The following is a 22331-nucleotide window of genomic DNA, read 5'->3' as shown; positions in this document are numbered from 1 at the left end:
GCTGGCAGGATTGGTGCCATGAGCCAGTCCGGCACCGGGAACGACCTCACCGCGAAGGGGCGCATCCTCGTCGTCGACGACGACGCCTCCCTCGCGGAGATGCTCACCATCGTGCTGCGCCAGGAGGGCTTCGACAGCGCGATGGTGACCCGCGGCGACGAGGCGCTGGGGGCCTTCCGCGACTACCGGCCCGACCTGGTCCTGCTCGATCTGATGCTCCCCGGGCGGGACGGCATCGACGTGTGCAAGGAGATCCGGGCCGAGTCCGGGGTGCCGATCGTGATGCTCACCGCCAAGGGCGACACCGTCGACGTGGTGGTGGGCCTGGAGTCCGGCGCCGACGACTACGTCGTCAAGCCGTTCAAGCCCAAGGAGCTGATCGCGCGGATCCGGGCACGGGTACGCCGCTTCGACTCGACGTCGCAGGCCGAGACTCTGACCATCGGTGACCTGGTGATCGACGTGGCCGGCCACTCGGTGACCCGCGGCGGCGCGCCGATCAGCCTGACCCCGCTGGAGTTCGACCTGCTCGTCGCGCTGGCCCGCAAGCCGTGGCAGGTCTTCAGCCGCGAGGTGCTCCTGGAGCAGGTCTGGGGCTACCGGCACGCCGCGGACACCCGCCTGGTCAACGTGCACGTGCAGCGCCTGCGCTCCAAGGTCGAGCACGACCCCGAGAACCCTGAGATCGTGGTGACCGTCCGTGGCGTCGGGTACAAGGCCGGCAACGCCTGAGCGCGGCCCGTCGGCCCGGCGCAGCGTCCCTGCCACCGTCCGGCGCGGCCTGACGTTCTGGCGCCGGTCCATCCAGGCCCGCGTGGTGGCCTCCACGCTGGTCCTCTCCGCGGTCGTCGTCAGCGTCGTCGGCTGGTTCCTGCTCCAGCAGACCCGCGACGGCCTGCTGGAGAACCGCGTCGCCGCGGTCGTCGCCGAGGCCGACAACGAGTCGGCGGAGGCGGTCGCCCGCCTGGTCGCCGTCCCCGGCGCCGACACCGACGCCAGCGCGCAGGCCTCCGACCTGGCCACGCCGATCATCGCCCGCGGCCAGTCCCGCGGGTTCGACGTCGTCCTCGGCGGGCCGGGGAGCTCGACCGACGGCCTGGAGGCGGCCGGCAGCGTCTACACCCCGGGCCTGGACACCACCAGCGTGCCGCAGTCGCTGCTGGACCACTTCGCCGAGGACTCCGGCACCGCGTGGACCTACGCGCCGATCCGCACCCTCGACGAGGCCGGTCGGGTGGCCTCCACCCAGCCCGGGATCGTCGTGGGCTCCCAGGTGCGGCTGCCCTCCGACGGGCGGGCGTGGACGCTGTACTTCCTCTTCCCGCTGGAGGAGGAGCAGGACACCCTCGCGCTGGTGACCCGGGCCCTGCTCACCGCCGGCGGGCTCCTCCTCGTGCTCGTGGCCGGGCTCGCCTGGCTCGTGACCCGCCAGGTGGTGACCCCCATCCGGCACGCCCGCCGCGTCGCCGAGCGGCTCGCGGCCGGCCACCTGCAGGAGCGGGTCCGGGTCTCCGGCGAGGACGACCTGGCGCGCCTCGCGCTGTCGTTCAACCAGATGGCCAGCAGCCTGCAGCGCCAGATCCGGCAGCTCGAGGAGCTCAGCCGGGTCCAGCGGCGGTTCGTCTCCGACGTCTCCCACGAGCTGCGCACCCCGCTGACCACGGTGCGGATGGCCGGCGACGTCCTCTTCGACGCCCGCGCCGACTTCGACCCGGTCACCGCGCGGGCCGCCGAGCTGCTGCAGACCGAGCTGGACCGGTTCGAGACGCTGCTGGTCGACCTGCTCGAGATCAGCCGCTTCGACGCGGGGGCCGCGGTGCTCGAGCTCGACGACGTCAACCTCGTCGACGTCGCCCATCGGGTCGTGGAGCGGAACCGGGCCCTCGCCGAGCAGCGCGGCGTCACCCTGGTCGTGCGGGCCCCGGCGCGACCCGCGCTCGCGGAGGCCGACGTACGCCGCGTCGAGCGCATCGTGCGCAACCTCGTCACCAACGCCATCGACCACGCCGGGCCGCCCGAGCGCGGCCGGTCCCGGGTGGTCGTGCAGGTCGCCGGGGACGACCACGCCGCCGCCATCGCCGTCCGCGACTACGGCGTCGGCCTGGCACCGGGGGAGTCCGCGCTGGTCTTCAACCGGTTCTGGCGTGCCGACCCGGCCCGGGCCCGCACGAGCGGTGGTACCGGCCTGGGCCTGTCGATCTCACTGGAGGACACCCACCTGCACGGCGGCTGGCTGCAGGCATGGGGCCGTCCGGACGAGGGGGCGCAGTTCCGCCTGACCCTGCCGCGTCGGGCAGGCACCCCGCTGCGGCAGAGCCCGCTGCCGCTCGTGCCGATGGACGCCCGCGAGCGGACCAGTGGTGCCGGGGCGGCGGTGGGCGCCGGCCTCACCGGCCCGCCCGCCGGCCCCGGCGCGGAGTCGGTGAACGGCTCGGTGAACAGCCCGGTGAACAGCTCGGTGACCGGGACCCCGACGGACCCGCCGGCCGGATCGACCACCGGGCCCACGACCGGGCCCACGACCGGGCCCACCACCGGGAAGGGGGCGGGCTCGTGACCGCCCGGCGCGCCGCGGTCCTCGCCCCGGTCCTCGCGCTCGTCCTGGCGCTCGGTGGCTGCGTCTCGCTGCCCGAGGGCGGCCCGGTCGTCGAGACCGGTCCGCGCAGCGGCGACGGCGAGGAGGCCGGCCAGTACTACTTCGACCCGCCGCCGCCGCCCGACGGCGCCTCGCCGGCCGAGATCGTCGACCGGTTCCTCGACGCGATGACGGCCTTCCCGATCAGCACGTCGGTGGCGCGGCAGTACCTCGCGCCGGAGTTCCGCGAGTCCTGGAGCCCCAAGGACGGGATCATCACCTACGACGACTTCCTGTCGCCCCGCGGCAGCTCGCAGGTCCGGGTGACCCTCGTCGGAGGCGAGCGGCTCGACGGCAGCGGGCGGTGGCGCGGCCGCCTGCCGACGTACGACGAGTCGCTGACCTTCCCGGTGGAGCTGGTCGACGGGCAGTACCGCATCGCCTCGGCGCCGGACGCGCTGGTCGTGCCGCAGTCCTGGTTCGAGCAGCGCTACCAGCGGGTGACGCTCTACTTCTTCGACCCCAACGCGCGGGTGCTCGTGCCCGAGCCGGCGTTCGTGCCGCGCGGGGACCAGCGGGTCAGCAACCTGGTGTCGGCGCTGCTCGCCGGGCCGGGCCCGGAGCTCTCGCGGGTCGCGACGACGTTCCTGCCCGCCGGCTCCAGCGTCGAGCTGTCGGTGCCGGTCGGCGACGTCGTCGACATCGCGATCGACGCCTCCGGCGGGGCGCCGGCGCCCACTCCCGAGGCGGTCCGCCTGGTCGTCGCCCAGCTGGCCTGGACGCTGCGCCAGGTGCCCACGATCGAGCGGTTCCGCGTCTCCATCGACGGTCGGCCGGTCCAGCTGCCCGGCGGTGTCACCGAGTTCGAGGTCACCGAGGGGTCGGCGTACGACCCGACGGGCTACCAGGCGACGGACCTGGTCTACGCGCTGCGCGAGGGCGTGCTCGTCTCCGGCGACGCCGACGCCCTCGAGGCGACCGACGGGCCGCTCGGCACCCGCGACCTCGGCGTCCGGTCGTTCGCGGTCGACCTCACCTCGACCACCGTGGCAGCCGTCGCCGACAGCGGCCGCACCCTGCTGCGGGCGCCGGTGCGCGGGGTGGAGGCGACCGCCGAGCCGGTCCTCAGCGGCGCCACGAACCTGCTCCCGCCCGCCTGGGACGTCAGCGGCCGGCTGTGGGTCGTCGACCGGGCCGGTGGCGGTGCCCGGGTCACGACCGTCCTCGAGGACGGTGCCCCGGTCCAGCTGAGGGTGCCCGGGATCAGCGGGTCGGACGTGCGGTCGTTCCTCGTGTCGCGCGACGGCTCGCGGATGGTGGCCGTCGTGCGGACCGCCTCCGGCGACCAGGTGCGCGTGAGCCGGATCCGCTACGACCAGAAGGGCCTCGTCTCGGCCACCCCGGCGCGCCGGCTGGTGTGGGAGGGCGGGGACGACGTGCGCATCCGCGACCTCGCCTGGCGCTCGCCGACCTCGGTCGCGGTGCTGCACCGCCTCGCCGACGAGCTCTTCGAGGTCCGCACGCTCTCCGTCGACGGCGCTCCGGCCGGGATGGAGTCGGTGGCCACGACGCTGCGGGGCCGCTACCTCGCGCTGGCCGGGACCCCGGTCACCACCGACAGCGTCTGGGCGGTCACCCAGGGCGGCCTCGTGGACGCCAGCAACCAGATGCGGGACGTCGTCGACCTCGACGACGGCGTCACCTCCGTGCGGTACGTCGGCTGACGGCTCGTCCACAGGCGGGCCCCGCCCCGGTTGCCCGGCCGCGCCGGTCCGGTGAGGCTCGGACGGTGCTCGACGCCGCGGCCGACCTGCTTCTGGGTGGCCGCTGCGCCGGCTGCGAGCGACCGGGTCGCGTGCTGTGCCGGGACTGCGCGGCCGCCCTGCCGGACTCGGCGCGCCCCGCCTGGCCGACCCCGGTGCCCGCCGGCCTGGTCGAGCCGTGGGCCGCGGCGGCGTACGACGGGCTGGTCCGGAGCCTGGTCCTGGGGCTGAAGGAGCGCCGGCTGCTGGGACTCCGGCGACCGCTGGCCGACCTGCTGGCCACCGCGGCGTCCGCGGCGGTGGGCAGTGCGGTGCCGGCGGGCTCGGTGGCGCTCGTGCCGGTGCCGTCGCGGACGGCGACGGTCCGCGAGCGCGGCCACGACCCGACGTACGCCGTGACGGCGGGCGCGGCCGCCCGGCTGCGGGCCGCAGGGGTCGACGCGGTGGCCGTCCGGATGCTGCGCACCCGGCCCGGCGTCGTGGACCAGGCGGGGCTCGACGCGGTCGCGCGGTCGGCCAACCTCACCGGCTCGATGGCGTGCACCAACGCCTCGCTCCGGCGGCTCGCCCGCCGCCGGCCCCGCGTGTCGGTCGTCGTCTGCGACGACGTGCTGACCACCGGTTCCACGGCCCGCGAGGCCCAGCGCGCCCTCGAGGCGGTCGGGCTGCACGTGGCCGCCGTCGCGGCGGTCGCGGCGACGCGACGGCGGTTCCCCGCGCCGCGGCAGGGGCCCTCACCCGGTCGGGCGGAGGCGCCCTACCGGTGACTTGGGTCACGGACTAACGTCTCCACATGGAGTCCGTCCGGGTCCGTGGTTGCACCGTCTGGGTGCCGGCCTCGACACGGGGTGCGGTGCGCAGGCGGCTAGCCGATGCCAGTCGCAGGCGAAACGGTCCACGTAAGGCGCGGTCCGGGGAGACCCGGGCCCGCCGATCACGGTGCGGCTTAGAGGTAAGACCTGCCTCGCCCCGGCCACCAGATGTGGCCGACGGCGGGAGAGGGCCGGTAGTGGCGGAGAAGCTGCGGAAGCCCCAGCAGGCGGTTGTGGGGTCGAAGACCAGGTCGGCCGGACGGACTCCTCCCCGCCACGTCACGCCAGGCGCGCCCGGTGCGCGCCCTCCGGCGTACGTGTCGTGCTGCCCGCAGGTGGGCACGAGTGGGGCCTGAGGAAACCAACTGATCACCAGGAGGTTCACATGGAAGTTGTCGTCACGGCTCGGAACTGCGAGATCTCGGACCGCTACCGCGAGCACGCCGCGGAGAAGCTGGCCCGGCTCGAGAAGCACGACCACCGCATCATGCGGGTGCACGTCGAGGTCGACTGCGAGGCGAACCCGCGCCAGCACGACCGCGCGGTGCACGTGGAGCTGACGGCCTTCTCCAAGGGCCCGGTGATCCGTGCCGAGGCCGCCGCCGACGACAAGATGGGCGCACTGGACCTCGCCGTGGACAAGATGGCGGCGCAGATGCGGCGCGCCGCGGACCGCCGCCGCGTCCACCGCGGCCAGAAGACCCCGGTCTCGGTCGGCCAGGCGCTCGCCGAGGCCGACGCGCTCGCGGCCGCGGCGGAGGCCCCCGAGGACGACGCGCCGCTCGAGCGGAAGGTCGGGCCGATCGCCGTCGTGGGCGACGGGCCGCTGGTGGTCCGGGAGAAGACCCACCCGGCCAGCCCGATGACCCTCGACCAGGCGCTCTACGAGATGGAGCTGGTCGGCCACGACTTCTACCTGTTCGTCGACAAGGACAGCGAGCGGCCCTCGGTGGTCTACCGCCGGCGCGGCTACGACTACGGCGTGATCGCGCTCGACCTCGGCGCCCAGGAGTAGCCGGGTCGGAGGCGACGTACGGCGGGGTGGTCCGGTCACGGGCCACCCCGCCGCCGTGTCCGGCCCGCGAGCCGGGCGCCGCCGCGCTTCCGCCAGCCGGACGGGCGCACCCAGCCCCCTGCGCGTGCCATGATGCCCCGGTGACAGGACAGAGCACGGCCGCAGCCGGCGGGGCTGCCGAGCCGATCCGGGTCCTGGTCGTCGACGACCAGGAGCTCTTCCGCCGCGGACTGACCATGCTGCTCACCGTCGAGGAGGGCATCGAGGTCGTCGGTGAGGCCGGCGACGGCGTCGAGGGCACCAACCTGGCGACGAGCGCGGCGCCCGACGTGGTGCTGCTGGACATCCGGATGCCCAAGCGCACCGGCATCGAGGCGTGCCGGGCCATCAAGGAGGCCGTGCCCTCGGCCAAGATCATCATGCTCACCGTCTCCGACGAGGAGGCCGACCTCTACGAGGCGGTCAAGTCCGGCGCCTCCGGCTACCTGCTCAAGGACTCCTCGATCGAGGAGGTCGCCCAGGCGGTCCGCGTGGTCGCCGACGGCCAGTCGCTGATCAGCCCGTCGATGGCGGTCAAGCTGATCGACGAGTTCAAGCAGATGTCGCGGCCCGAGCGGGAGCACGTCCCCGGCCTGCGGCTCACCGAGCGCGAGCTGGAGGTCCTCCGGCTGGTCGCCCGCGGGATGAACAACCGCGAGATCGCCAAGCAGCTCTTCATCTCCGAGAACACCGTCAAGAACCACGTCCGCAACATCCTCGAGAAGCTCCAGCTCCACTCCCGCATGGAGGCCGTGATGTACGCGGTCAAGGAGAAGCTGCTCGACCTGCCGTAGGCCGACCGGCCCCGCCGGTCGAGCGGCGGGGCCGTTGGTGGTGGGGGCCGGGGGCTGCGGTTCCCGCCGGACGGGCAGGCCCGGTCTACCGGCCCTGCGCTCGTGCCTCGCTCCGGGCTGCCAGCCCCGACCACGACCGGGCCTGGCCGCCCGTCGTCCACCTCCGGCCCCGACCCGCGCGGCAGCCGCTGGTCGAGCAGCGAGCGCGAGCGAGCGTCGTCGAGACCCGGTGAGCCGAGCCGCGGCCCCGACCCACGCGGCGTACCCGGTCGCGGGCGCGGCGCCCCCCCCGGGAGGCTGCTTGCCGGGGTAGTCCCTTGCTCACCGGGGCAGATCTACCCCGGTAAGCGAGGGAGTCCCCGGTTGACCGGGGACTCCAGCGACCGCGCCCGCAGCGCCGGGAAGGCAGGCGTCGGCGGCGGGCCCTACCCTCCAACGCGTGACCGAGCACCTGTCCCGCGCGCAGGCCCGGCGAGTGGCGCTGGCGGCGCAGGGGTTCCTGGACCCGCGCCACACCGTGCCGACCATGCGGACGTTCACCCGCACCCTGGAGCGCACCGGCGTGCTGCAGGTCGACTCCGTCAACGTGCTGCAGCGGGCGCACTACGTGCCGCTCTACTCGCGCATGGGGCCGTACGACACCGAGCTGCTCCGCCGGGCGGCGGAGCAGCGGCCGCGGCGCGTGGTGGAGTACTGGGCGCACGTCCAGGCGTTCATGCCGGTCGACCTGTGGCCGCACATGCAGCACCGGATGGCGGACTACCGCGAGCGGCGGGGCAAGTGGTGGCGCGACCTGCCCGAGGAGCTCACCGCCTCCGTGCTGGCCGAGGTGCGCGCACGCGGCGCGTCGACGGCCCGCGAGCTGGAGCCGGCCCTGGGTGCGGACGGGCCGCGCAGCAAGGAGCACTGGGGCTGGAACTGGTCGGAGGCGCGCAAGGCGCTGGACCTGTTGTTCATGACCGGTGAGCTGGCCGTCGCGGCGCGCACGCCGTCCTTCGAGCCGGTCTACGACCTGCCCGAGCGGGTGCTGCCGGCCGAGGTGCTCGCACGCCCCGTGCCGACGCCCGCGGAGGCGGCGCGCGAGCTGGTCCGGCGGGCCGCCCGCTCGCACGGGGTCGCCAGCGCCCCCTGCCTGCGCGACTACTACCGGATGGGCGTCGACGAGACGCGCCGGGCGGTCGCTGAGCTGGTCGAGGCCGGCGAGCTGCTCCCGGCCCGCGTCGAGGGGTGGGACCGGCCGGTCTACCTCCACCGCGACGCCCGCCGGCCGCGCCGGGTAGACGCCCGCGCGCTGCTGAGCCCCTTCGACCCGGTCGTGTGGGAGCGCGAGCGCACCGAGCGGATCTTCGGGTTCCGCTACCGCATCGAGATCTACGTGCCGGCCGACAAGCGGGTGCACGGCTACTACGTGCTGCCGTTCCTGCTCGGCGACCGCCTGGTGGCGCGCGTCGACCTCAAGGCCGACCGGGCGGCGGGGCGGCTCCTCGTGCGCGGGGCGTACGCCGAGCCCGGCGCGCCGCCGGAGACCGCGCCCGAGCTGGTCCTCGAGCTGCGCCGGCTGGCCGGCTGGCTCGGGCTCGTCGCCGACGAGCCGCTCGTCGTGGAGCCCCGGGGCGACCTGGCGCCGGTGCTGGAGGAGCTGCTCCGATCCGGTTAGGGCCGCCTCGACCCGCTGGGTAGAGTGGCGGCGCCGCCCGTCCGGCTTCCCATCGCTAGGAGTTGTACCCCCGTGCCCGTGATCATCGACAAGCTCCTCCGCATCGGCGAGGGCAAGATCGTGCGCCAGCTGGAGACCATCGCCAAGGCCGTCAACGCCATCGAGGACGACTTCGTCGCGATGACCGACGAGCAGCTCCAGGCGATGACCGGCGAGCTCAAGCAGCGCCATGAGGACGGCGAGTCCCTCGACGACCTGATGCCGGAGGCGTTCGCGACCGTCCGCGAGGCCGCCAAGCGCGTCAGCGGCCAGCGCCACTACGACGTCCAGCTCATGGGTGGCGCGGCGCTGCACCTGGGCAACATCGCCGAGATGAAGACCGGTGAGGGCAAGACGCTGGTCGCGACCCTGCCGGCGTACCTCAACGCGCTGACCGGCAAGGGCGTCCACGTCGTCACCGTCAACGACTACCTGGCCAAGTACCAGTCCGAGATGATGGGCCGCATCCACCACTTCCTCGGTCTCACGACCGGGGTGATCCTGCCGGAGATGCGCCCGGCGGAGCGGCGCGCGGCGTACGCCTGCGACATCACCTACGGCACCAACAACGAGCTCGGCTTCGACTACCTGCGCGACAACATGGCCTCCTCGCTGGAGGACTGCGTGCAGCGCGGCCACAACTTCGCCGTGGTCGACGAGGTCGACTCGATCCTCATCGACGAGGCGCGGACCCCGCTGATCATCAGCGGTCCCACCCAGGACGAGGTCAAGTGGTACGGCGAGTTCGCCAAGATCGCGCGCCGCCTGGAGAAGGACGTCGACTACGAGGTCGACGAGAAGAAGCGGACGATCTCGGTGCTCGAGCCGGGCATCACCAAGGTCGAGGACTACCTCGGCATCGAGAACCTCTACGACTCGGTGAACACCCCGCTCATCTCCTTCATGAACAACTGCATCAAGGCCAAGGAGCTGTTCCGGCGCGACAAGGAGTACGTCGTGCAGGGCGGCGAGGTGCTCATCGTCGACGAGCACACCGGCCGCATGCTCGCCGGCCGCCGCTACAACGACGGCCTGCACCAGGCGATCGAGGCCAAGGAGGGCGTCGAGGTCCGCGAGGAGTACCAGACGCTCGCGACCGTCACGCTGCAGAACTACTTCCGCCTCTACGACAAGCTCTCCGGCATGACCGGCACGGCGATGACCGAGGCCAGCGAGTTCGACAAGATCTACAAGCTCGGCGTGGTCCCGATCCCGACCAACAAGCCGATGGCCCGCATCGACCAGCCCGACCTCGTCTACCGGACCGAGGAGGCGAAGTACGACGCGGTCGTGGAGGACATCGCCACCCGCAACGAAAAGGGCCAGCCGATCCTGGTCGGCACCGTCTCGGTCGAGAAGTCCGAGCACCTCTCCGAGAAGCTCAAGCGCCGCGGCATCCCGCACACCGTGCTGAACGCGAAGGTCCACGCCGACGAGGCCAAGATCGTCGCGATGGCCGGTCACAAGGGCGCGGTCACCGTCGCGACCAACATGGCCGGTCGAGGCACCGACATCATGCTCGGTGGCTCGGTGGAGTTCCTCGCCGACCAGGAGCTCCGCAAGCGCGGCCTCGAGCCGGGCGGCGAGACGGGCGAGGCGTACGACGAGGCGTGGCCCGAGACGATCGAGCGCATCAAGCGCCAGGTCGGGACCGAGCACGACGAGGTCAAGGACCTCGGCGGCCTCTACGTCATCGGCACCGAGCGCCACGAGTCGCGCCGCATCGACAACCAGCTGCGTGGTCGCTCCGGCCGCCAGGGCGACCCGGGCGAGTCCAGGTTCTACCTGTCGCTGCAGGACGAGCTGATGCGGCTGTTCAAGTCCGAGTGGGTCGACCGGGTGCTCCAGGTCCTCAAGATCCCCGACGACGTCCCGATCGAGAACAAGCGGGTTACGAACGCGATCGCCAACGCCCAGGGCCAGGTCGAGTCGCAGAACTTCGAGTCCCGCAAGAACGTCCTGAAGTACGACGACGTCATGGACCGCCAGCGCAAGGTCATCTACGGCGAGCGCCGCGCGGTCCTCGAGGGCGCCGACCTGCAGCAGCAGATCCGGACCTTCATCGACGACGTCGTCGAGGGGTACGTCGCCGGCTCGCTGGTCGACTTCGCCGAGGAGTGGGACCTCGAGCAGCTCTGGACCGACCTCGGCCAGCTGTGGCCGGTCTCGCTGGACCACGAGAAGCTCGTCGAAGAGGCCGGCGGCAAGTCCGCGCTGGACCGCGACGACCTGGTCAAGCTGCTCCGCGAGGACGCGCACGCGGCGTACGACCATCGCGAGGCGGAGGTCGGCGCGGAGGTGATGCGCGAGCTCGAGCGCCGCGTGCTGCTCTCGGTGCTCGACCGCAAGTGGCGCGAGCACCTGTACGAGATGGACTACCTGCGCGAGGGCATCTACCTGCGGGCCTACTCGCAGCGCGACCCGCTGGTGGAGTACCAGCGCGAGGGCTTCGACATGTTCGCCGCGATGATGGACGGGATCAAGGAGGAGGCCGTCGGCTTCCTGTTCAACCTCGACGTCCAGGTCGAGGAGGAGCCGGCGCCCACGCTGTCGGTCGCCGAGGGCCTGCAGTCTCCGGTCGGCCAGGTCGACGGCGCCGCCGCGGCCCCGGTCGAGCACGCGCCGCAGATCCGGGCCAAGGGCCTGGACGCGCCGCAGCGCCCGCAGCAGCTGGCCTACTCCGCCCCCACCGTCGACGGCGAGGCCGAGGTGGCCACGCGGGTCGAGCAGGAGGACGAGGACGAGTTCGCCGGCACCGGCCGCAACACCAAGTGCCCCTGCGGCTCGGGCAAGAAGTACAAGCAGTGCCACGGCGCACCGGGCGGCCCCACCGGGCACGCCGCGCGCGTCAACGGCTGAGGCGCCTCAGCACCCACGAACGCCGGCCGGTCCCCCCAGGACCGGCCGGCGTTCGCCGTCCGTGCGCTTCCGTCGGTCGGGCATCGCGCGTCGACGAGCGTCGGCGAGGCCCCGTGACCGTGTTGTGGCCCGAGGCCCTGCGCACCTCACCGGGTCTCGACCCGGCCGTCGCGAGCTCGTTCCTCGCTCGCGGGCCCCGCTCGACCCGCCTTCGCGACGGACCGGCCTCGTTCCTCGGCCGGTCCTGCTCAGGCGACTCAGGCGAAGTCGAGAGCGGTGCAGACCCAGCGGGCCGGGGTGCCCTTGCCGGCGCGCTCCTCGAACCGGACGGCGAGGGCGCGGGAGCGCTCGCCGTACCGCACGTGCACGCTGGTCTCGACCACGACGGCGGACACGAAGCAGCTGTGCACGCTGAGCACCTTGGGGCCGACCGGCTGTGCGCGGCCGGCGCCCGGGCGGTGACCGCCGGCGCGGGCGACCAGGCAGGCGCGGCGGTCGAGGTCGGCGTACACCTCCGGTGAGGTCCACCGCAGCAGCTGGCTGACCGGGCGGTCGCCACCGACGATCTCGACGGCGGCCTGGGCGAACCGGCGCGACCACTGCTCGAGACCCCTGCGGCGGCGGAGGTCGACCGGGACCACCCCGGCGCTCGTGGCGCCGTCGGGGCCCTGGGCCGGCGGCGGGTCGAGCCGCGGGCTCAGGTCGAGGGCCAGGGTGCCCTGGACGCTCGTCGGCTCGGGCGGGCGCGGGAAGCGCAGGACGTTGCGGCGCTGGGCGTCGAGGGGCGGTGTGGTCATGAGCGGTCTCCTCGGTCAGCGGCCGGCGGCAGCAGCAGCCGCTGGCCGGGTCGGATGAGGTCCGGGTCGTCGCCGATGACGGCCCGGTTGAGGTCGTGGAGGCGGTGCCAGCGCCGGGTGACCGCGGCGGGGGCGGCAGCGGGGGAGACGTCCGCCGCGGCGATGCCCCACAGCGTGTCCCCGGGACGTACGACGTGGGTCCGCGCCGCGGGCTGCGGGTGCGCGAGGGCGCCGGAGATCCAGGCGGCCGTCGAGGTGGCCCGGTCCGGCATCGGCAGCCCGTGCAGCGGGTGCGGCTGGTCCGCCGAGGCCAGTGCCGGTGCGCACGGCACCACGAGGGCGACGCCGCAGGCACCCAGGACCGCTGCGCGGACGACCCGCGGGACGCCCCGGCCGCCCGACCCGGGGCCGCCGCCCCGGAGGGCCTCGACCACGACCGCGGTCGTCACGAGCCACAGCCAGGAGGCGGCCACGAGCGCCACCACCGCGCAGGCGCCGACCAGCAGGTCGTCGAACGCGCGCTCCGAGGAGCCTGCGACGCTCCCGGCGGCGGGGACCGCCAGCGCGGCGAGCCCGGTGAGGGCGGCTGTCGCGGCGACCTCCACCAGGAGGCAGCGCGGCACGGAGCCGCGTGTGGTGTGGTCCTTCCCGAGATCCATTCGTGCGTCGATCCTTGCGTTTGCGTCCGTTTGCGTCCGCATGGACCACACAACGCCGATTTTCCGCAGGCGTCAACCGCCCGTCCACAGGTCGCGTGGGCGGCATCACGGCGATCGGGGCGCACGCCGGGGCATGCGGACGCCCGGTGGGTCGTTGTGCCGGGTGGACGAGAAGACCTACTGCCTCTGGAGAGACATGCTCATCCCGCCCCCCGTTCGGATCAGCCTCGGATCGCCGCGTGAGTGGCTGCGGTCGCTGGACGCCTACACGCTGTGGGCGTTCAACCCCCAGCACGTGCACGCGCGGCGCACCGCCGACAGCTGACGGAGCTCCTACGACGACCGCCCCGACCGCACTGCGGTCGGGGCGGTCGTGCGTCTGCCGCGTGCGTCTGCCGCGTGCGTCTGCCGCGTGCGCCTGCGGCGTGCGTCGGGCGGCTCAGCCGGTGGGCTTGACGACCGTCGTGTCGCTGGCCGTGGCGCGGGTGGAGGTCGCCGTGGACCGGACGACCGCGCTGACGTCGTGCCGGCCCGCGGGCAGGTCGCGGACGAGCCCGGAGGCGCGGCCGTCCTTCAGCCTGAACGTCTGGGTCCTCCCGGCGACCCGTACGACGACCTCGGTGGCCGGGTGCCCGGCGGCGAGCCCGGCGGCCGTGGCCACCACCGTGATGAGCGCGCGTCCCTTGCGGCCGGCGGCCCGGACGGTGAGCGAGGTGGCGGCACGACCCCGCCCCGGCCACGAGACCGTCTGCGACGCGGTGGCGGCGCCCTCGGCCGCGACGTCGACGCGGCAGGTGATCCGGGAGCCGATGTCGGCCCGGCGGATGTTGTAGTCCGACCCGCGGGCGCCGCCGATGGGCTTGCCGTCGCGCAGCCAGGTGTAGGTGGGGGTGGCCCCCGCGGGGGTCCACGTCCCTGGCCGGACCTCGACCTTGGTCCCGAAAACGACCTTGCCGGACCTGGTGAACGGCGCCGTGATCGTGACGGCGGAGCCCTGCCCGCGGAAGTTGTCGATGCGCTTCTTCGTCTTCTGCCGGATCGCGGGCAGCGCGGCGTAGAGGTTCGAGCCGGGGCAGGAGGTGTCGTTGGTGTCGCGGTGGCCGTCGATGACCGGCAGCGTCACCGACCGCCCCGCGCCGTACTTGTCGCTGCCCTCGCTGCGCACGGTGGTCCTGCCCAGCGGGTCGCGCCCGTACTGGTCGAGCTTCCAGGCCGCGACCCGGGCGATGGCGTCGATGACCGCCTGGGGCGGCTTGACCTGGTCGAAGTTGCCGATGACCGAGATGCCGGCCGAGGTGGCGTTGAAGCCGAGGGTGTGGGCGCCGCGGACGTTCTTCGAGGCCCCGCCGGCGCGACCCGTCCAGACCCGGCCGAAGCGGTCGACGAGGAAGTTGTAGCCGAGGTCGGACCAGCCCAGGCTCTGGGTGTGGTACGCGTACATCCCGCGGATGAGCGCCGGCACCTCGCCCTCGCCGTAGGTGTTGCTGTTGACCGTGTGGTGCACGTGCACCTGCTGGATCGTCGAGATGTACGACGGCGGCTTGTCGCGCAGGTCCTCGTTCGCGCCCCAGGCCTGGCGGTTGCGGATGTTGGGTCGGGGGACGCCGGCGGCGGCCCGGGCCGAGGTGCGGCCGAGCGGCAGGACCTCGGAGTCGTCGGCGTCGTCGAGCGCGGCCTCGTCGCCGGGGAGCGGGGTCGGGTGGAGCAGCACGAGCGCGAGGTCGGCCGGGCGCTCGCCGACGACCCGCACGCGGATGCCGTCGGTCGGGCCCACCCAGACCAGGTCGCTGCCGACCGTGGAGCCGACCTCGCCGGTCCCGGGGTCCGGGGACTCGTGCGACTGCGGGGCGCGCGCCCAGGGCTGCCAGGCGGACCCGCGTCGCACGCTCAGCTCGAGGGTCGGCTCGGTCGCCCCCCGGGTCCAGGTGAAGCCGACCATCGAGTACGTCGTGGTCGCCAGCTTGCCGGTGCCGCGGCGGGCCGTGGGCGCGCCGGGGGTCGGGGAGGTGCCCGGTGCTCCCTCGACCAGCACCTCGTCGTCCAGCGGCAGCGTGAGGGACTCCACGCCCATGTTGCCGGCGCTCAGCTCCAACCGGCCGCCGCGCGGCCCGTCGTCACCGCCTCCTCCGATCAGCCCGGTGCGGGCTGCCGTGCCGATGCCGGCGACGGCTGCGGTTCCCCCGGCGAGGGCCAGGAGGAGCGGGCGGCGTCGGGTCGTCGTCACCCGGACATCATCCGTCACTCCTGCCCCCGAAATCACGTTCCGGCGATCGTGGGCCTGTCGCTCGGCCCCCGCCGAAGGACTTCGTGAAAACATTCACAAAGTCTTCGCTCCCCGGCGCTCCCGGCCTACCGTCGAGGTGTGGTGCCCATCGACGTGCTCCAGTCCCTGCCCGACGCGCTGACGACCCTCGCGGCCGAGCCTTCCGACCCCGCCGGGCTCCTGCCCGCCCGCCAGCAGATGGCGCTCTCGCTGGGTTGGCACATCATCCTGGCCTGCTTCGGCGTCGCCTTCCCGGCGATCATCTTCACGATGCACCTGATCGGCCTGCGCCGGGGCGACCAGGACGCGCTGACCCTCGCCCAGCGCTGGGCGAAGGTGTCGGCGGTGCTCTTCGCCATCGGCGCGGTCTCCGGCACCGTGCTGAGCTTCGAGATGGGCCTGCTCTGGCCCGGCCTGATGGGGACCTACGGCGACGTGCTCGGCCTCCCGTTCGCCTTCGAGGGCCTGGCGTTCTTCCTCGAGGCGATCTTCCTCGGCATCTACCTCTACGGCTGGGGCCGGATGCCGGCCAAGCAGCACCTGCTGATGATCCTGCCGATGGCGGTGACCGGCGTGGTCGGCACCTACTGCGTGATCGCGGTCAACGCCTGGATGAACGTCCCCACCGGCTTCCGCGTCGTCGACGGCGAGGTCACCGACATCGAGCCGTGGGCGGTGCTGTTCAACCCCGCGGGCTTCTGGCAGTTCCTGCACATGTGGGTGGCGGCGTACATGGTCGCCGGCTTCGCCATCGCCGCGGTCTACGCCGTGGGCATGCTCCGCGGCCGTCGCGACCGGCGCCACCGCCTGGGCTTCACCGTGGCGTTCGCCTTCGCGAGCGTCTCGGCGGTCGTCCAGCCGGTCGTGGGCCACCTGCTCGGCGGTCGGCTGGCGGAGTGGCAGCCGGCGAAGCTCGCGGCCTTCGAGCTGGCGACCGAGACCGAGAGCCCCTCTCCGCTGCGGCTCGGCGGGTTCCTCGTCGACGGCGAGGTGAAGTGGGCCATCGACATCCCCTACCTCGGGTCGATCATCGCCCGGAACTCCCTCACCGAGCCCGTCGTCGGGCTCGACGCCTTCCCGGCCGACACCCACCCGCCGGTCAACCTCACCCACTGGGCCTTCCAGGTCATGGTCGCGATCGGGACCCTGCTCGCGCTGGCGGCCGTCGCCTACTGGGTGGCCCGCTGGCGCGGGCGCGACCTCCTCGACAACCGGTGGTTCCTCCGGTTCGCCGCGACCGGCGGCGTCCTGGCGGTGGTCGCCATGGAGGCCGGCTGGATCGCCACCGAGGTGGGCCGCCAGCCGTGGATCGTGCAGGGCTTCATGCGCACGCCCGAGGCCGCGGGGGACAACTCGGGGCTGTGGTGGCTGCTCGGCGCGACGGCGGTGGTGTACGTCGCGATGACCACCGGCGCGGTCGTCGTGCTGCGCTCGATGGCGCGGCGCTGGCGGGCCGGCGAGGACGACCTGCCGAGCCCCTACGCCCCCGACCCGCCCGGCTCCGAGGACTCGGGCACGCCGACCGCGGGGGCGGTGCACTGATGCTCGAGGTGGCCGTCGCCGCGGCGCTGTTCGTCGGCGTGCTGGCGTACGCCGTGTTCGCCGGAGCCGACTTCGGGTCGGGCTTCTACGACCTGACGGCCGGCGGCAGCCGTCGCGGGGCGGAGCTGCGGACGCTGGTCGACCACAGCATCGGCCCGGTGTGGGAGGCCAACCACGTGTGGCTGATCTACGTGCTGGTGACGTGGTGGACGGCGTTCCCGGAGTCCTTCGCCGCCGCCATGAACACCCTGATCCTGCCGATGCTGCTCGCGCTGCTCGGCATCGTCCTGCGCGGCGCCAGCTTCGCCTTCCGCAAGTACGCCGCGTCCCTGGCGCAGGCGCGGCTGTTCGGCGCGGTCTTCGCGACCTCCTCGCTGGTGACGCCGTTCTTCCTGGGGGCCGTGGCCGGGGGGATCGCCTCGGGGCGGGTGCCGGCCGAGGGGCGCGGCGACCTGTGGAGCTCCTGGCTCAACCCCACCTCGGCGTTCGGCGGGGTGATCGCGATCGGCACCTGCGCCTTCCTGGCCGGGTGCTTCCTGTGCTCCGACGCCGCCCGCGGCGGGCACGAGCGGCTCGCCGAGCAGCTGCGGCGCCGCACGATCGGGGTCGGCGTGGTCACCGGGGCGGTGGTGCTCGCGGCGCTCGTGCCGCTCGAGCGGGACGCGCCGACGCTGGCCGACGGCCTGGAGACCCAGGCGGCGCCGCTGGTAGTGGCCTCGGCGCTCGCCGGGATCGCGACGCTGGTGCTGCTGGCGCGCCGCAGGTTCGGCCTGGCGCGCGTGACGGCCGTCGTCGCGGTCGCCGCGGTGGTCTCCGGCTGGGGCGTCGGACAGTACCCGTGGATCCTGGTCGACCAGCTCACCATCGCCGAGGCGGCCGGCGCGGACGCGACGCTGCAGGCGCTGCTGGTGGCGGTGGGCCTCGCGGCGGTGATCGTGCTGCCGGCGCTGGCCTACCTCTTCCGCCTCACGCAGACGGAGGCGTGGTCACGCCCCGAGCACTAGCCCGGGGGTGACCACGCCTCCGGCGTGGTGCGTGCTGCTCGTGCAGCGCTGGGTCAGCGGTGCGCGGCGCGGCCGTGCGTCTTGTTGCGACCGGTCAGCGTCGAGGCCAGGACCACGAGCACCGCGGCGATCGCGATGGAGACGATCCAGCGGGTCCAGTCGATGCCGTTGGAGCCGTTGCCGCCGAAGGCCTGGTAGACGCCCAGGCCGATCAGGACGCCGCCGATGCCGCAGAGCACCGTGAGCCACAGCGGGATGTTGTCCTTGTCGCCGGGGGCGACGAGCTTGCCGAGCAGGCCGATGATCAGACCGGCGATGATGATGCCCACGATCTCCATGGGTGTCTCCTTCGATGCAGGGAATGCCGTGCGGGGGAAAGGCGCGGTGAGCGCCGTGTCGACCCGGTACCCGGCATCGGTGCAGGTCAGCCCTCTGCGGGTGGCGCGTGACCGTGCTCACCGCTCCGCCCGCGCGCGGGGACCCGGCTCCGGGGCCGCGTCGCCGGTGTGTGTGCGTGCCCGTGCGGCCCGCGCCCAGGGGACGGTTCCGCCCGCCGGGTGCGCAGGGCGGCTAACGTGCGCCGGCATGGGCTGGGAGCGCGAGCTGTTCGCCGTCCTCGACGACCTGGAGCAGCAGGCGGAGGCGGCGTACGACCTCGAGCGCGCCGCCGAGCTGGCCGACCGCAGCCGGGCGGAGTACCAGCAGGTGACGCTCGCCTCGCGGCTCGTCGCCTCCCTCGACACCGACCTCGCCCTCGAGGTGCGCGGCGCGGGCCTGCTCGCCGGGACGCTCGAGCGCGTGGGCACCGGCTGGTGCCACCTGCGGGCACCCGCCCAGGACTGGGTGGTCCACCTGCCGGCCGTGACCGCGGTCCACGGGGCCTCGGCGCGGTCGGTCCCGGAGGTGGCGTGGCCCGTCACGTCCCGGCTCGGGATCACCTCGGCGCTGCGCCGCCTCGCCGACGCGGGGGAGCGGTGCGTGGTGCGCGTGGTCGACGGGTCCGGCCACGACGGCACCCTGGGCCGGGTCGGCGCCGACTTCGTCGAGGTGCGCACCGGCGCGTCCGGGCGCGCGGTCCTGGTGGCGACGGCCGCGGTCGCCGCGGTCCAGAGCCGCGAGGACTGATCCGGGAGGGGTCAGGTGGCGTCGACGTCGTACGGCGGGACCTCGCCGTCGACCAGCGGGCGCAGGCCGCGGCGCTTGGGACGGGCGGCCTCCTCCTCGGCGTCGGCCATCGCCTCCATCACGTGCTTGCGCACGATCGCGCGGGGGTCGAGGTCGCGCAGCTCGAGGTCGGCGTACTCCGGGCCGAGCTCGCTGCGCAGCTCGTCACGCGCGGAGTTGGCGAACTGCTTGGCCTTGCGGAGGAACTGACCGGCCTGCTTGGCCAGGTCGGGCAGCCGGTCGGGGCCGAACACGAGCACAGCGACGAACGCGATGACCGCGAACTCCGGCAGCCCGACCCCGAACACAGGTCAGAACCTAGCGGCAGGCGTGAGCCCCAGCTGCATGCCGGCCAGGCCGCGGCCGCGGCCGGAGAGCGTCGAGGCCACCTGGAGCAGCTGACGCGCGGCCGGGGCGGTCGGGTCCGCCTCGACGATCGGCTTGCCGACGTCACCGCCCTCGCGCAGCGAGATGTCGAGCGGGATCCGGCCCAGCACGGGCACGTCGTACCCGAAGCGGGACGACAGCGTCTCGGCCACCCGGTCGCCACCGCCGGCGCCGAACACCTCGAGGCGGTGCTCCTTGCCCTCGGGGGTGCAGTGCGGGCAGGGGAGGTAGCTCATGTTCTCGACGACGCCCACGACGCGCTGGTGCATCATCGAGGCCATCGTGCCGGCGCGCTCGGCGACCTCGGCGGCGGCCTCCTGCGGGGTCGTCACGACGACCACCTCAGCGCCGGGCAGGTGCTGGCCCAGCGAGATGGCCACGTCGCCGGTGCCCGGCGGCAGGTCGAGCAGGAGGACGTCGAGGTCGCCCCAGTAGACGTCGGCGAGCATCTGGACCAGGGCGCGGTCCAGCATCGGGCCACGCCAGGCGACGACCTGGTCGCGGCGCGGCTTGAGCATCCCGATGGAGATGACCGAGACGCCGCTGGCGGTGGGGACCGGCATGATCAGGTCCTCGACCTGGGTCGGTCGCGAGTCCGCGACGCCCAGCATCGCCGGCACCGAGTGGCCGTAGATGTCGGCGTCGACGATGCCGACCTTCATGCCCTGGCCGGCCATGGCCAGCGCCAGGTTCACGGTCACTGAGGACTTGCCGACGCCGCCCTTGCCGCTGGCGATCGCGAAGACCTTGGTGAGGTTGCCGGGCTGGGCGAAGGGGATCTCGCGCTGCGCCTTGCCGTCGCTGAGGACGTCCTTGAGGCCGGCGCGCTGCTCGGGCGTCATGACGCCCAGGGAGAGGTCCACGCCGGTGATCCCGGGGACCTGGCCGACCGCGGCGGTGACGTCGCGGTTGATGGTGTCCTTCAGCGGGCAGCCGGCGACCGTGAGGAGGACGTGGACCCGGGCGAGGCCCGCGCCGTCGACCTCGACGGAGTCGACCATGCCCAGCTCGGTGATCGGCCGCTTGATCTCGGGGTCGTTGACCGTCGCGAGAGCTGCGTTGACCTTGTCGACAAGCCCGGTGCTCATGATGTCCGAGTCTAGGTCGCGGGTGTGCCGGACCCGTCATCCGGAGCAGGGGTGGGACGAGCCTCACGCGCCTGGCGCCGGTCGGCGTGCTCGTCGGCACGGTCCAGCGCCCCCGCCTCGGCCCGCTCGTCGAGCTCCTGGAGCAGCGCCCGCAGCTCCGAGCGCAGGAAGTCGCGGGTGGCCATCTCGCCGACCGACATCCGCAGCGAGGCGACCTCGCGGGCGAGGAACTCCATGTCGGCGTGCGCGCGGGCGTTGGCCTGGCGGTCCTGCTCGGCGATCACCTTGTCGCGCTGCTCCTGCCGGTTCTGGGCCAGCAGGATCAGCGGTGCGGCGTACGACGCCTGGAGGCTGAGCATCAGCGTCAGGAAGATGAAGGCGTAGGGGTCGTAGCGCCAGTCCTCGGGCGCCAGGCTGTTCCACAGCACCCACGCGATCACGAACCCCGTCATGTAGATGAGGAACCGGGCGGTGCCCATGAACCGGGCGAACTGCTCGGCGAAGACCCCGAACGTGTCCGCGTCGTACGACGGGCGCCGGGTGAAGAAGGAGCGGCGCCGGACCTCGCGGGGCGTGTCCAGCCGGCTGGTGGCGCGCTGCTCAGGCACGGCGCACCGCCCGGTCCCGCCAGCCCTCCGGCAGCATGTGGTCGAGCAGGTCGTCGACCGTGACGGCGCCGAGCAGGTGGCCGTTCTCGTCGACGACCGGCGCCGCGACGAGGTTGTACGTCGCCAGGTGCGCCGCGACCTGGTCGATGGTGGCCTCGGGCTTGAGGTTCTCCATCGAGTCGTCGAGGGCGCCGGCGACCAGCGTCGAGGGCGGCTCGCGCAGCAGCCGCTGGATGTGGGCGACGCCGAGGAACCGGCCGGTCGGGGTCTCCAGCGGCTGGCGGCAGACGTAGACCAGCGCGGCCAGGGCCGGGGTCAGCTCGGGGTTGCGCACGTGCGCCAGCGCGTCCGCGATGGTCGCGTCCGGGCCGAGGATCACCGGCTCGGGCGTCATCATCGCGCCGGCGGTGTTCTCGACGTACGACATCAGGCGGCGCACGTCCTCGGCCTCGGCCGGCTCCATCAGGTCCAGCAGCACCTCGGCGGTCTCGGGGGAGAGGTCGGCGATCAGGTCGGCCGCGTCGTCGGCCGACATCTCCTCCAGGACGTCGGCGGCGCGCTCGGAGTCGAGGTCGCTGAGGATCTCGACCTGGTCCTCCTCCGGCAGCTCCTCGAGGACGTCGGCCAGGCGCTCGTCGTCCAGCGCGGCCACCACGGCCGTGCGCCGCTCCTTGGGCAGGTCGTGGATCATGCTCGCCGCGTCGGCCGGGCGCATCTCGTTGAGCGCGTGCACCAGGTGGGTGGCCCCCTGCGTCTCCTCGCGGCGGGTCAGCCCGAGGACGTCGCGCCACTCGACCACGTGGGTCTGGCCGCGGCGGCGCAGCCCCTTGGACGGCTCCTGCACCGCGACGCGGCTCAGCACCCAGTCGCGGTTGCGCGCCTGCTCCATCGCGACGTCGTAGACGGTGCCGCGCACGCCGCTGGAGGGGATGGTGACCTCGCGGTCGAGCATCTCGCCGATCACGAGCGTCTCGGTGGAGCGCTGCTCGAAGCGCCGCATGTTCAGCAGGCCGGTCGTGTAGACCTGCCCGGCGTCGATGTGGGTGACCCGCGTCATCGGCACGAAGATCCGCCGCCGCCCGAACACCTCGGCCACCATGCCGAGGACCCGCGGCTGGTTGACCTCCGAGCGGACGGCCGCCACCAGGTCGCGCACCTTGGCCACCTGGTCGCCCTGCGGGTCGAAGATCGGCAGCCCGACGAGTCGGGCTGCGTAGACGCGCGCGGGGGTGGTGCTCACGAGGCGAGGTTAGTGGCTCGCCGAGG

General features: G+C 73.6%; 20 protein-coding genes. 12 read left to right on the top strand and 8 right to left on the bottom strand.

Annotation, left to right across the window (positions count from 1 at the left end; all coding sequences use genetic code 11):
- The first annotated feature begins 18 nt into the window (after positions 1-18).
- The 8 genes from mtrA (at position 19) to secA (ending at position 11553) form a co-directional block, all read left to right on the top strand.
- The gene (mtrA, locus tag AB0N29_RS18330; RefSeq protein ID WP_302267678.1) at positions 19-732 is read left to right on the top strand and encodes an MtrAB system response regulator MtrA; all 714 of its coding nucleotides are present in this window, start codon (positions 19-21) and stop codon (positions 730-732) included.
- On the top strand, positions 701-2557 hold the full coding sequence (gene mtrB / locus AB0N29_RS18325) for an MtrAB system histidine kinase MtrB (RefSeq protein WP_364868947.1): 1857 nt from the start codon (positions 701-703) through the stop codon (positions 2555-2557). The genes mtrA and mtrB overlap by 32 nt, the downstream gene beginning before the upstream one ends.
- Positions 2554-4299 (top strand): LpqB family beta-propeller domain-containing protein, encoded by a 1746-nt coding sequence (locus AB0N29_RS18320; protein ID WP_364868944.1) that lies wholly within the window; start codon positions 2554-2556, stop codon positions 4297-4299. Before mtrB ends, AB0N29_RS18320 begins: the two co-directional genes overlap by 4 nt.
- A 65-nt stretch (positions 4300-4364) precedes the next feature.
- A complete protein-coding gene (locus tag AB0N29_RS18315; RefSeq protein ID WP_364868941.1) occupies positions 4365-5105 on the top strand; it encodes a ComF family protein in 741 nt (246 codons plus the stop codon).
- Positions 5106-5535: 430 nt separating this feature from the next.
- A complete protein-coding gene (gene raiA, locus AB0N29_RS18310) occupies positions 5536-6165 on the top strand; it encodes a ribosome-associated translation inhibitor RaiA (protein WP_364868938.1) in 630 nt (209 codons plus the stop codon).
- 140 nt (positions 6166-6305) lie between these two features.
- The gene (locus AB0N29_RS18305) at positions 6306-6998 is read left to right on the top strand and encodes a response regulator transcription factor (protein WP_302267672.1); all 693 of its coding nucleotides are present in this window, start codon (positions 6306-6308) and stop codon (positions 6996-6998) included.
- A 439-nt stretch (positions 6999-7437) separates the two neighbouring features.
- The gene (locus AB0N29_RS18300) at positions 7438-8655 is read left to right on the top strand and encodes a crosslink repair DNA glycosylase YcaQ family protein (protein WP_302267670.1); all 1218 of its coding nucleotides are present in this window, start codon (positions 7438-7440) and stop codon (positions 8653-8655) included.
- A 72-nt stretch (positions 8656-8727) separates the two neighbouring features.
- A complete protein-coding gene (gene secA, locus AB0N29_RS18295) occupies positions 8728-11553 on the top strand; it encodes a preprotein translocase subunit SecA (protein WP_364868933.1) in 2826 nt (941 codons plus the stop codon).
- A 257-nt stretch (positions 11554-11810) separates the two neighbouring features.
- On the opposite strand, the gene AB0N29_RS18290 is transcribed toward secA, so the two are convergent.
- Both AB0N29_RS18290 and AB0N29_RS18285 read right to left on the bottom strand, forming a co-directional pair.
- Positions 11811-12350, bottom strand: coding sequence for an Rv3235 family protein (locus AB0N29_RS18290; RefSeq protein WP_302267668.1), 540 nt, complete (start codon positions 12348-12350; stop codon positions 11811-11813).
- Entirely contained in the window at positions 12347-13009 is a 663-nt protein-coding gene (locus AB0N29_RS18285) for a LysM domain-containing protein (protein ID WP_364868930.1), read from the bottom strand. Before AB0N29_RS18285 ends, AB0N29_RS18290 begins: the two co-directional genes overlap by 4 nt.
- 196 nt (positions 13010-13205) lie before the next feature.
- On the opposite strand from AB0N29_RS18285, the gene AB0N29_RS18280 reads away from it, so the two are divergent.
- Entirely contained in the window at positions 13206-13334 is a 129-nt protein-coding gene (locus tag AB0N29_RS18280) for a hypothetical protein (RefSeq protein WP_302267665.1), read from the top strand.
- 114 nt (positions 13335-13448) lie between these two features.
- Here AB0N29_RS18280 and AB0N29_RS18275 read toward each other — a convergent pair whose 3' ends face one another.
- Positions 13449-15233 carry a peptidoglycan recognition protein gene (locus AB0N29_RS18275; RefSeq protein ID WP_364868926.1) on the bottom strand — a complete coding sequence of 595 codons (1785 nt, stop codon included), beginning with the start codon at positions 15231-15233 and terminating at the stop codon, positions 13449-13451.
- Positions 15234-15371: 138 nt separating this feature from the next.
- On the opposite strand from AB0N29_RS18275, the gene AB0N29_RS18270 reads away from it, so the two are divergent.
- Positions 15372-16814 (top strand): cytochrome ubiquinol oxidase subunit I, encoded by a 1443-nt coding sequence (locus AB0N29_RS18270; RefSeq protein WP_364868923.1) that lies wholly within the window; start codon positions 15372-15374, stop codon positions 16812-16814.
- Positions 16814-17818: a cytochrome d ubiquinol oxidase subunit II gene (locus AB0N29_RS18265; RefSeq protein WP_364868921.1), complete on the top strand. Its 1005-nt coding sequence runs from the start codon at positions 16814-16816 to the stop codon at positions 17816-17818. The genes AB0N29_RS18270 and AB0N29_RS18265 overlap by 1 nt, the downstream gene beginning before the upstream one ends.
- 53 nt (positions 17819-17871) lie before the next feature.
- Here AB0N29_RS18265 and AB0N29_RS18260 read toward each other — a convergent pair whose 3' ends face one another.
- Complete coding sequence (locus AB0N29_RS18260; RefSeq protein WP_302267657.1) at positions 17872-18156, bottom strand: GlsB/YeaQ/YmgE family stress response membrane protein; 285 nt, start codon at positions 18154-18156, stop codon at positions 17872-17874.
- 247 nt (positions 18157-18403) lie between these two features.
- Between AB0N29_RS18260 and AB0N29_RS18255 the strand changes: the two genes are divergently transcribed.
- Positions 18404-18943, top strand: coding sequence for a hypothetical protein (locus tag AB0N29_RS18255; protein ID WP_364868917.1), 540 nt, complete (start codon positions 18404-18406; stop codon positions 18941-18943).
- 11 nt (positions 18944-18954) lie between these two features.
- Here the strand turns inward: AB0N29_RS18255 and AB0N29_RS18250 are convergent, their stop codons facing one another.
- Genes AB0N29_RS18250 through AB0N29_RS18235 form a run of 4 tightly spaced genes read right to left on the bottom strand, consistent with a single transcriptional unit; the run spans position 18955 to position 22305 of the window.
- Positions 18955-19290: a sec-independent translocase gene (locus AB0N29_RS18250; RefSeq protein WP_302267654.1), complete on the bottom strand. Its 336-nt coding sequence runs from the start codon at positions 19288-19290 to the stop codon at positions 18955-18957.
- Between the two features lie 3 nt (positions 19291-19293).
- A complete protein-coding gene (locus AB0N29_RS18245; protein ID WP_364868914.1) occupies positions 19294-20457 on the bottom strand; it encodes a P-loop NTPase in 1164 nt (387 codons plus the stop codon).
- Between the two features lie 11 nt (positions 20458-20468).
- Positions 20469-21038 carry a DUF1003 domain-containing protein gene (locus AB0N29_RS18240; RefSeq protein WP_302271702.1) on the bottom strand — a complete coding sequence of 190 codons (570 nt, stop codon included), beginning with the start codon at positions 21036-21038 and terminating at the stop codon, positions 20469-20471.
- A 19-nt stretch (positions 21039-21057) separates the two neighbouring features.
- Complete coding sequence (locus tag AB0N29_RS18235) at positions 21058-22305, bottom strand: CBS domain-containing protein (RefSeq protein ID WP_302267651.1); 1248 nt, start codon at positions 22303-22305, stop codon at positions 21058-21060.
- Between the last annotated feature and the right edge of the window lie 26 nt (positions 22306-22331).

It is taken from the genome of Nocardioides sp. NPDC092400 (assembly GCF_040684155.1).
Lineage (GTDB): Bacteria > Actinomycetota > Actinomycetes > Propionibacteriales > Nocardioidaceae > Nocardioides.
The sequence above is the reverse complement of the archived record's forward strand: the minus strand, read 5'-3'. Positions and strand labels throughout refer to the sequence as shown.

What these genes read in the sequence shown, in the direction of transcription:
- AB0N29_RS18285 (WP_364868930.1), bottom strand. Translation starts at nt 13,009, where the DNA reads ATGGATCTCGGGAAGGACCACACCACACGCGGCTCCGTGCCGCGCTGC.
- AB0N29_RS18280 (WP_302267665.1), top strand. Translation starts at nt 13,206, where the DNA reads ATGCTCATCCCGCCCCCCGTTCGGATCAGCCTCGGATCGCCGCGTGAG.
- AB0N29_RS18290 (WP_302267668.1), bottom strand. Translation starts at nt 12,350, where the DNA reads ATGACCACACCGCCCCTCGACGCCCAGCGCCGCAACGTCCTGCGCTTC.
- AB0N29_RS18265 (WP_364868921.1), top strand. Translation starts at nt 16,814, where the DNA reads ATGCTCGAGGTGGCCGTCGCCGCGGCGCTGTTCGTCGGCGTGCTGGCG.
- AB0N29_RS18245 (WP_364868914.1), bottom strand. Translation starts at nt 20,457, where the DNA reads ATGAGCACCGGGCTTGTCGACAAGGTCAACGCAGCTCTCGCGACGGTC.
- mtrA (WP_302267678.1), top strand. Translation starts at nt 19, where the DNA reads ATGAGCCAGTCCGGCACCGGGAACGACCTCACCGCGAAGGGGCGCATC.
- AB0N29_RS18255 (WP_364868917.1), top strand. Translation starts at nt 18,404, where the DNA reads ATGGGCTGGGAGCGCGAGCTGTTCGCCGTCCTCGACGACCTGGAGCAG.
- AB0N29_RS18260 (WP_302267657.1), bottom strand. Translation starts at nt 18,156, where the DNA reads ATGGAGATCGTGGGCATCATCATCGCCGGTCTGATCATCGGCCTGCTC.
- raiA (WP_364868938.1), top strand. Translation starts at nt 5,536, where the DNA reads ATGGAAGTTGTCGTCACGGCTCGGAACTGCGAGATCTCGGACCGCTAC.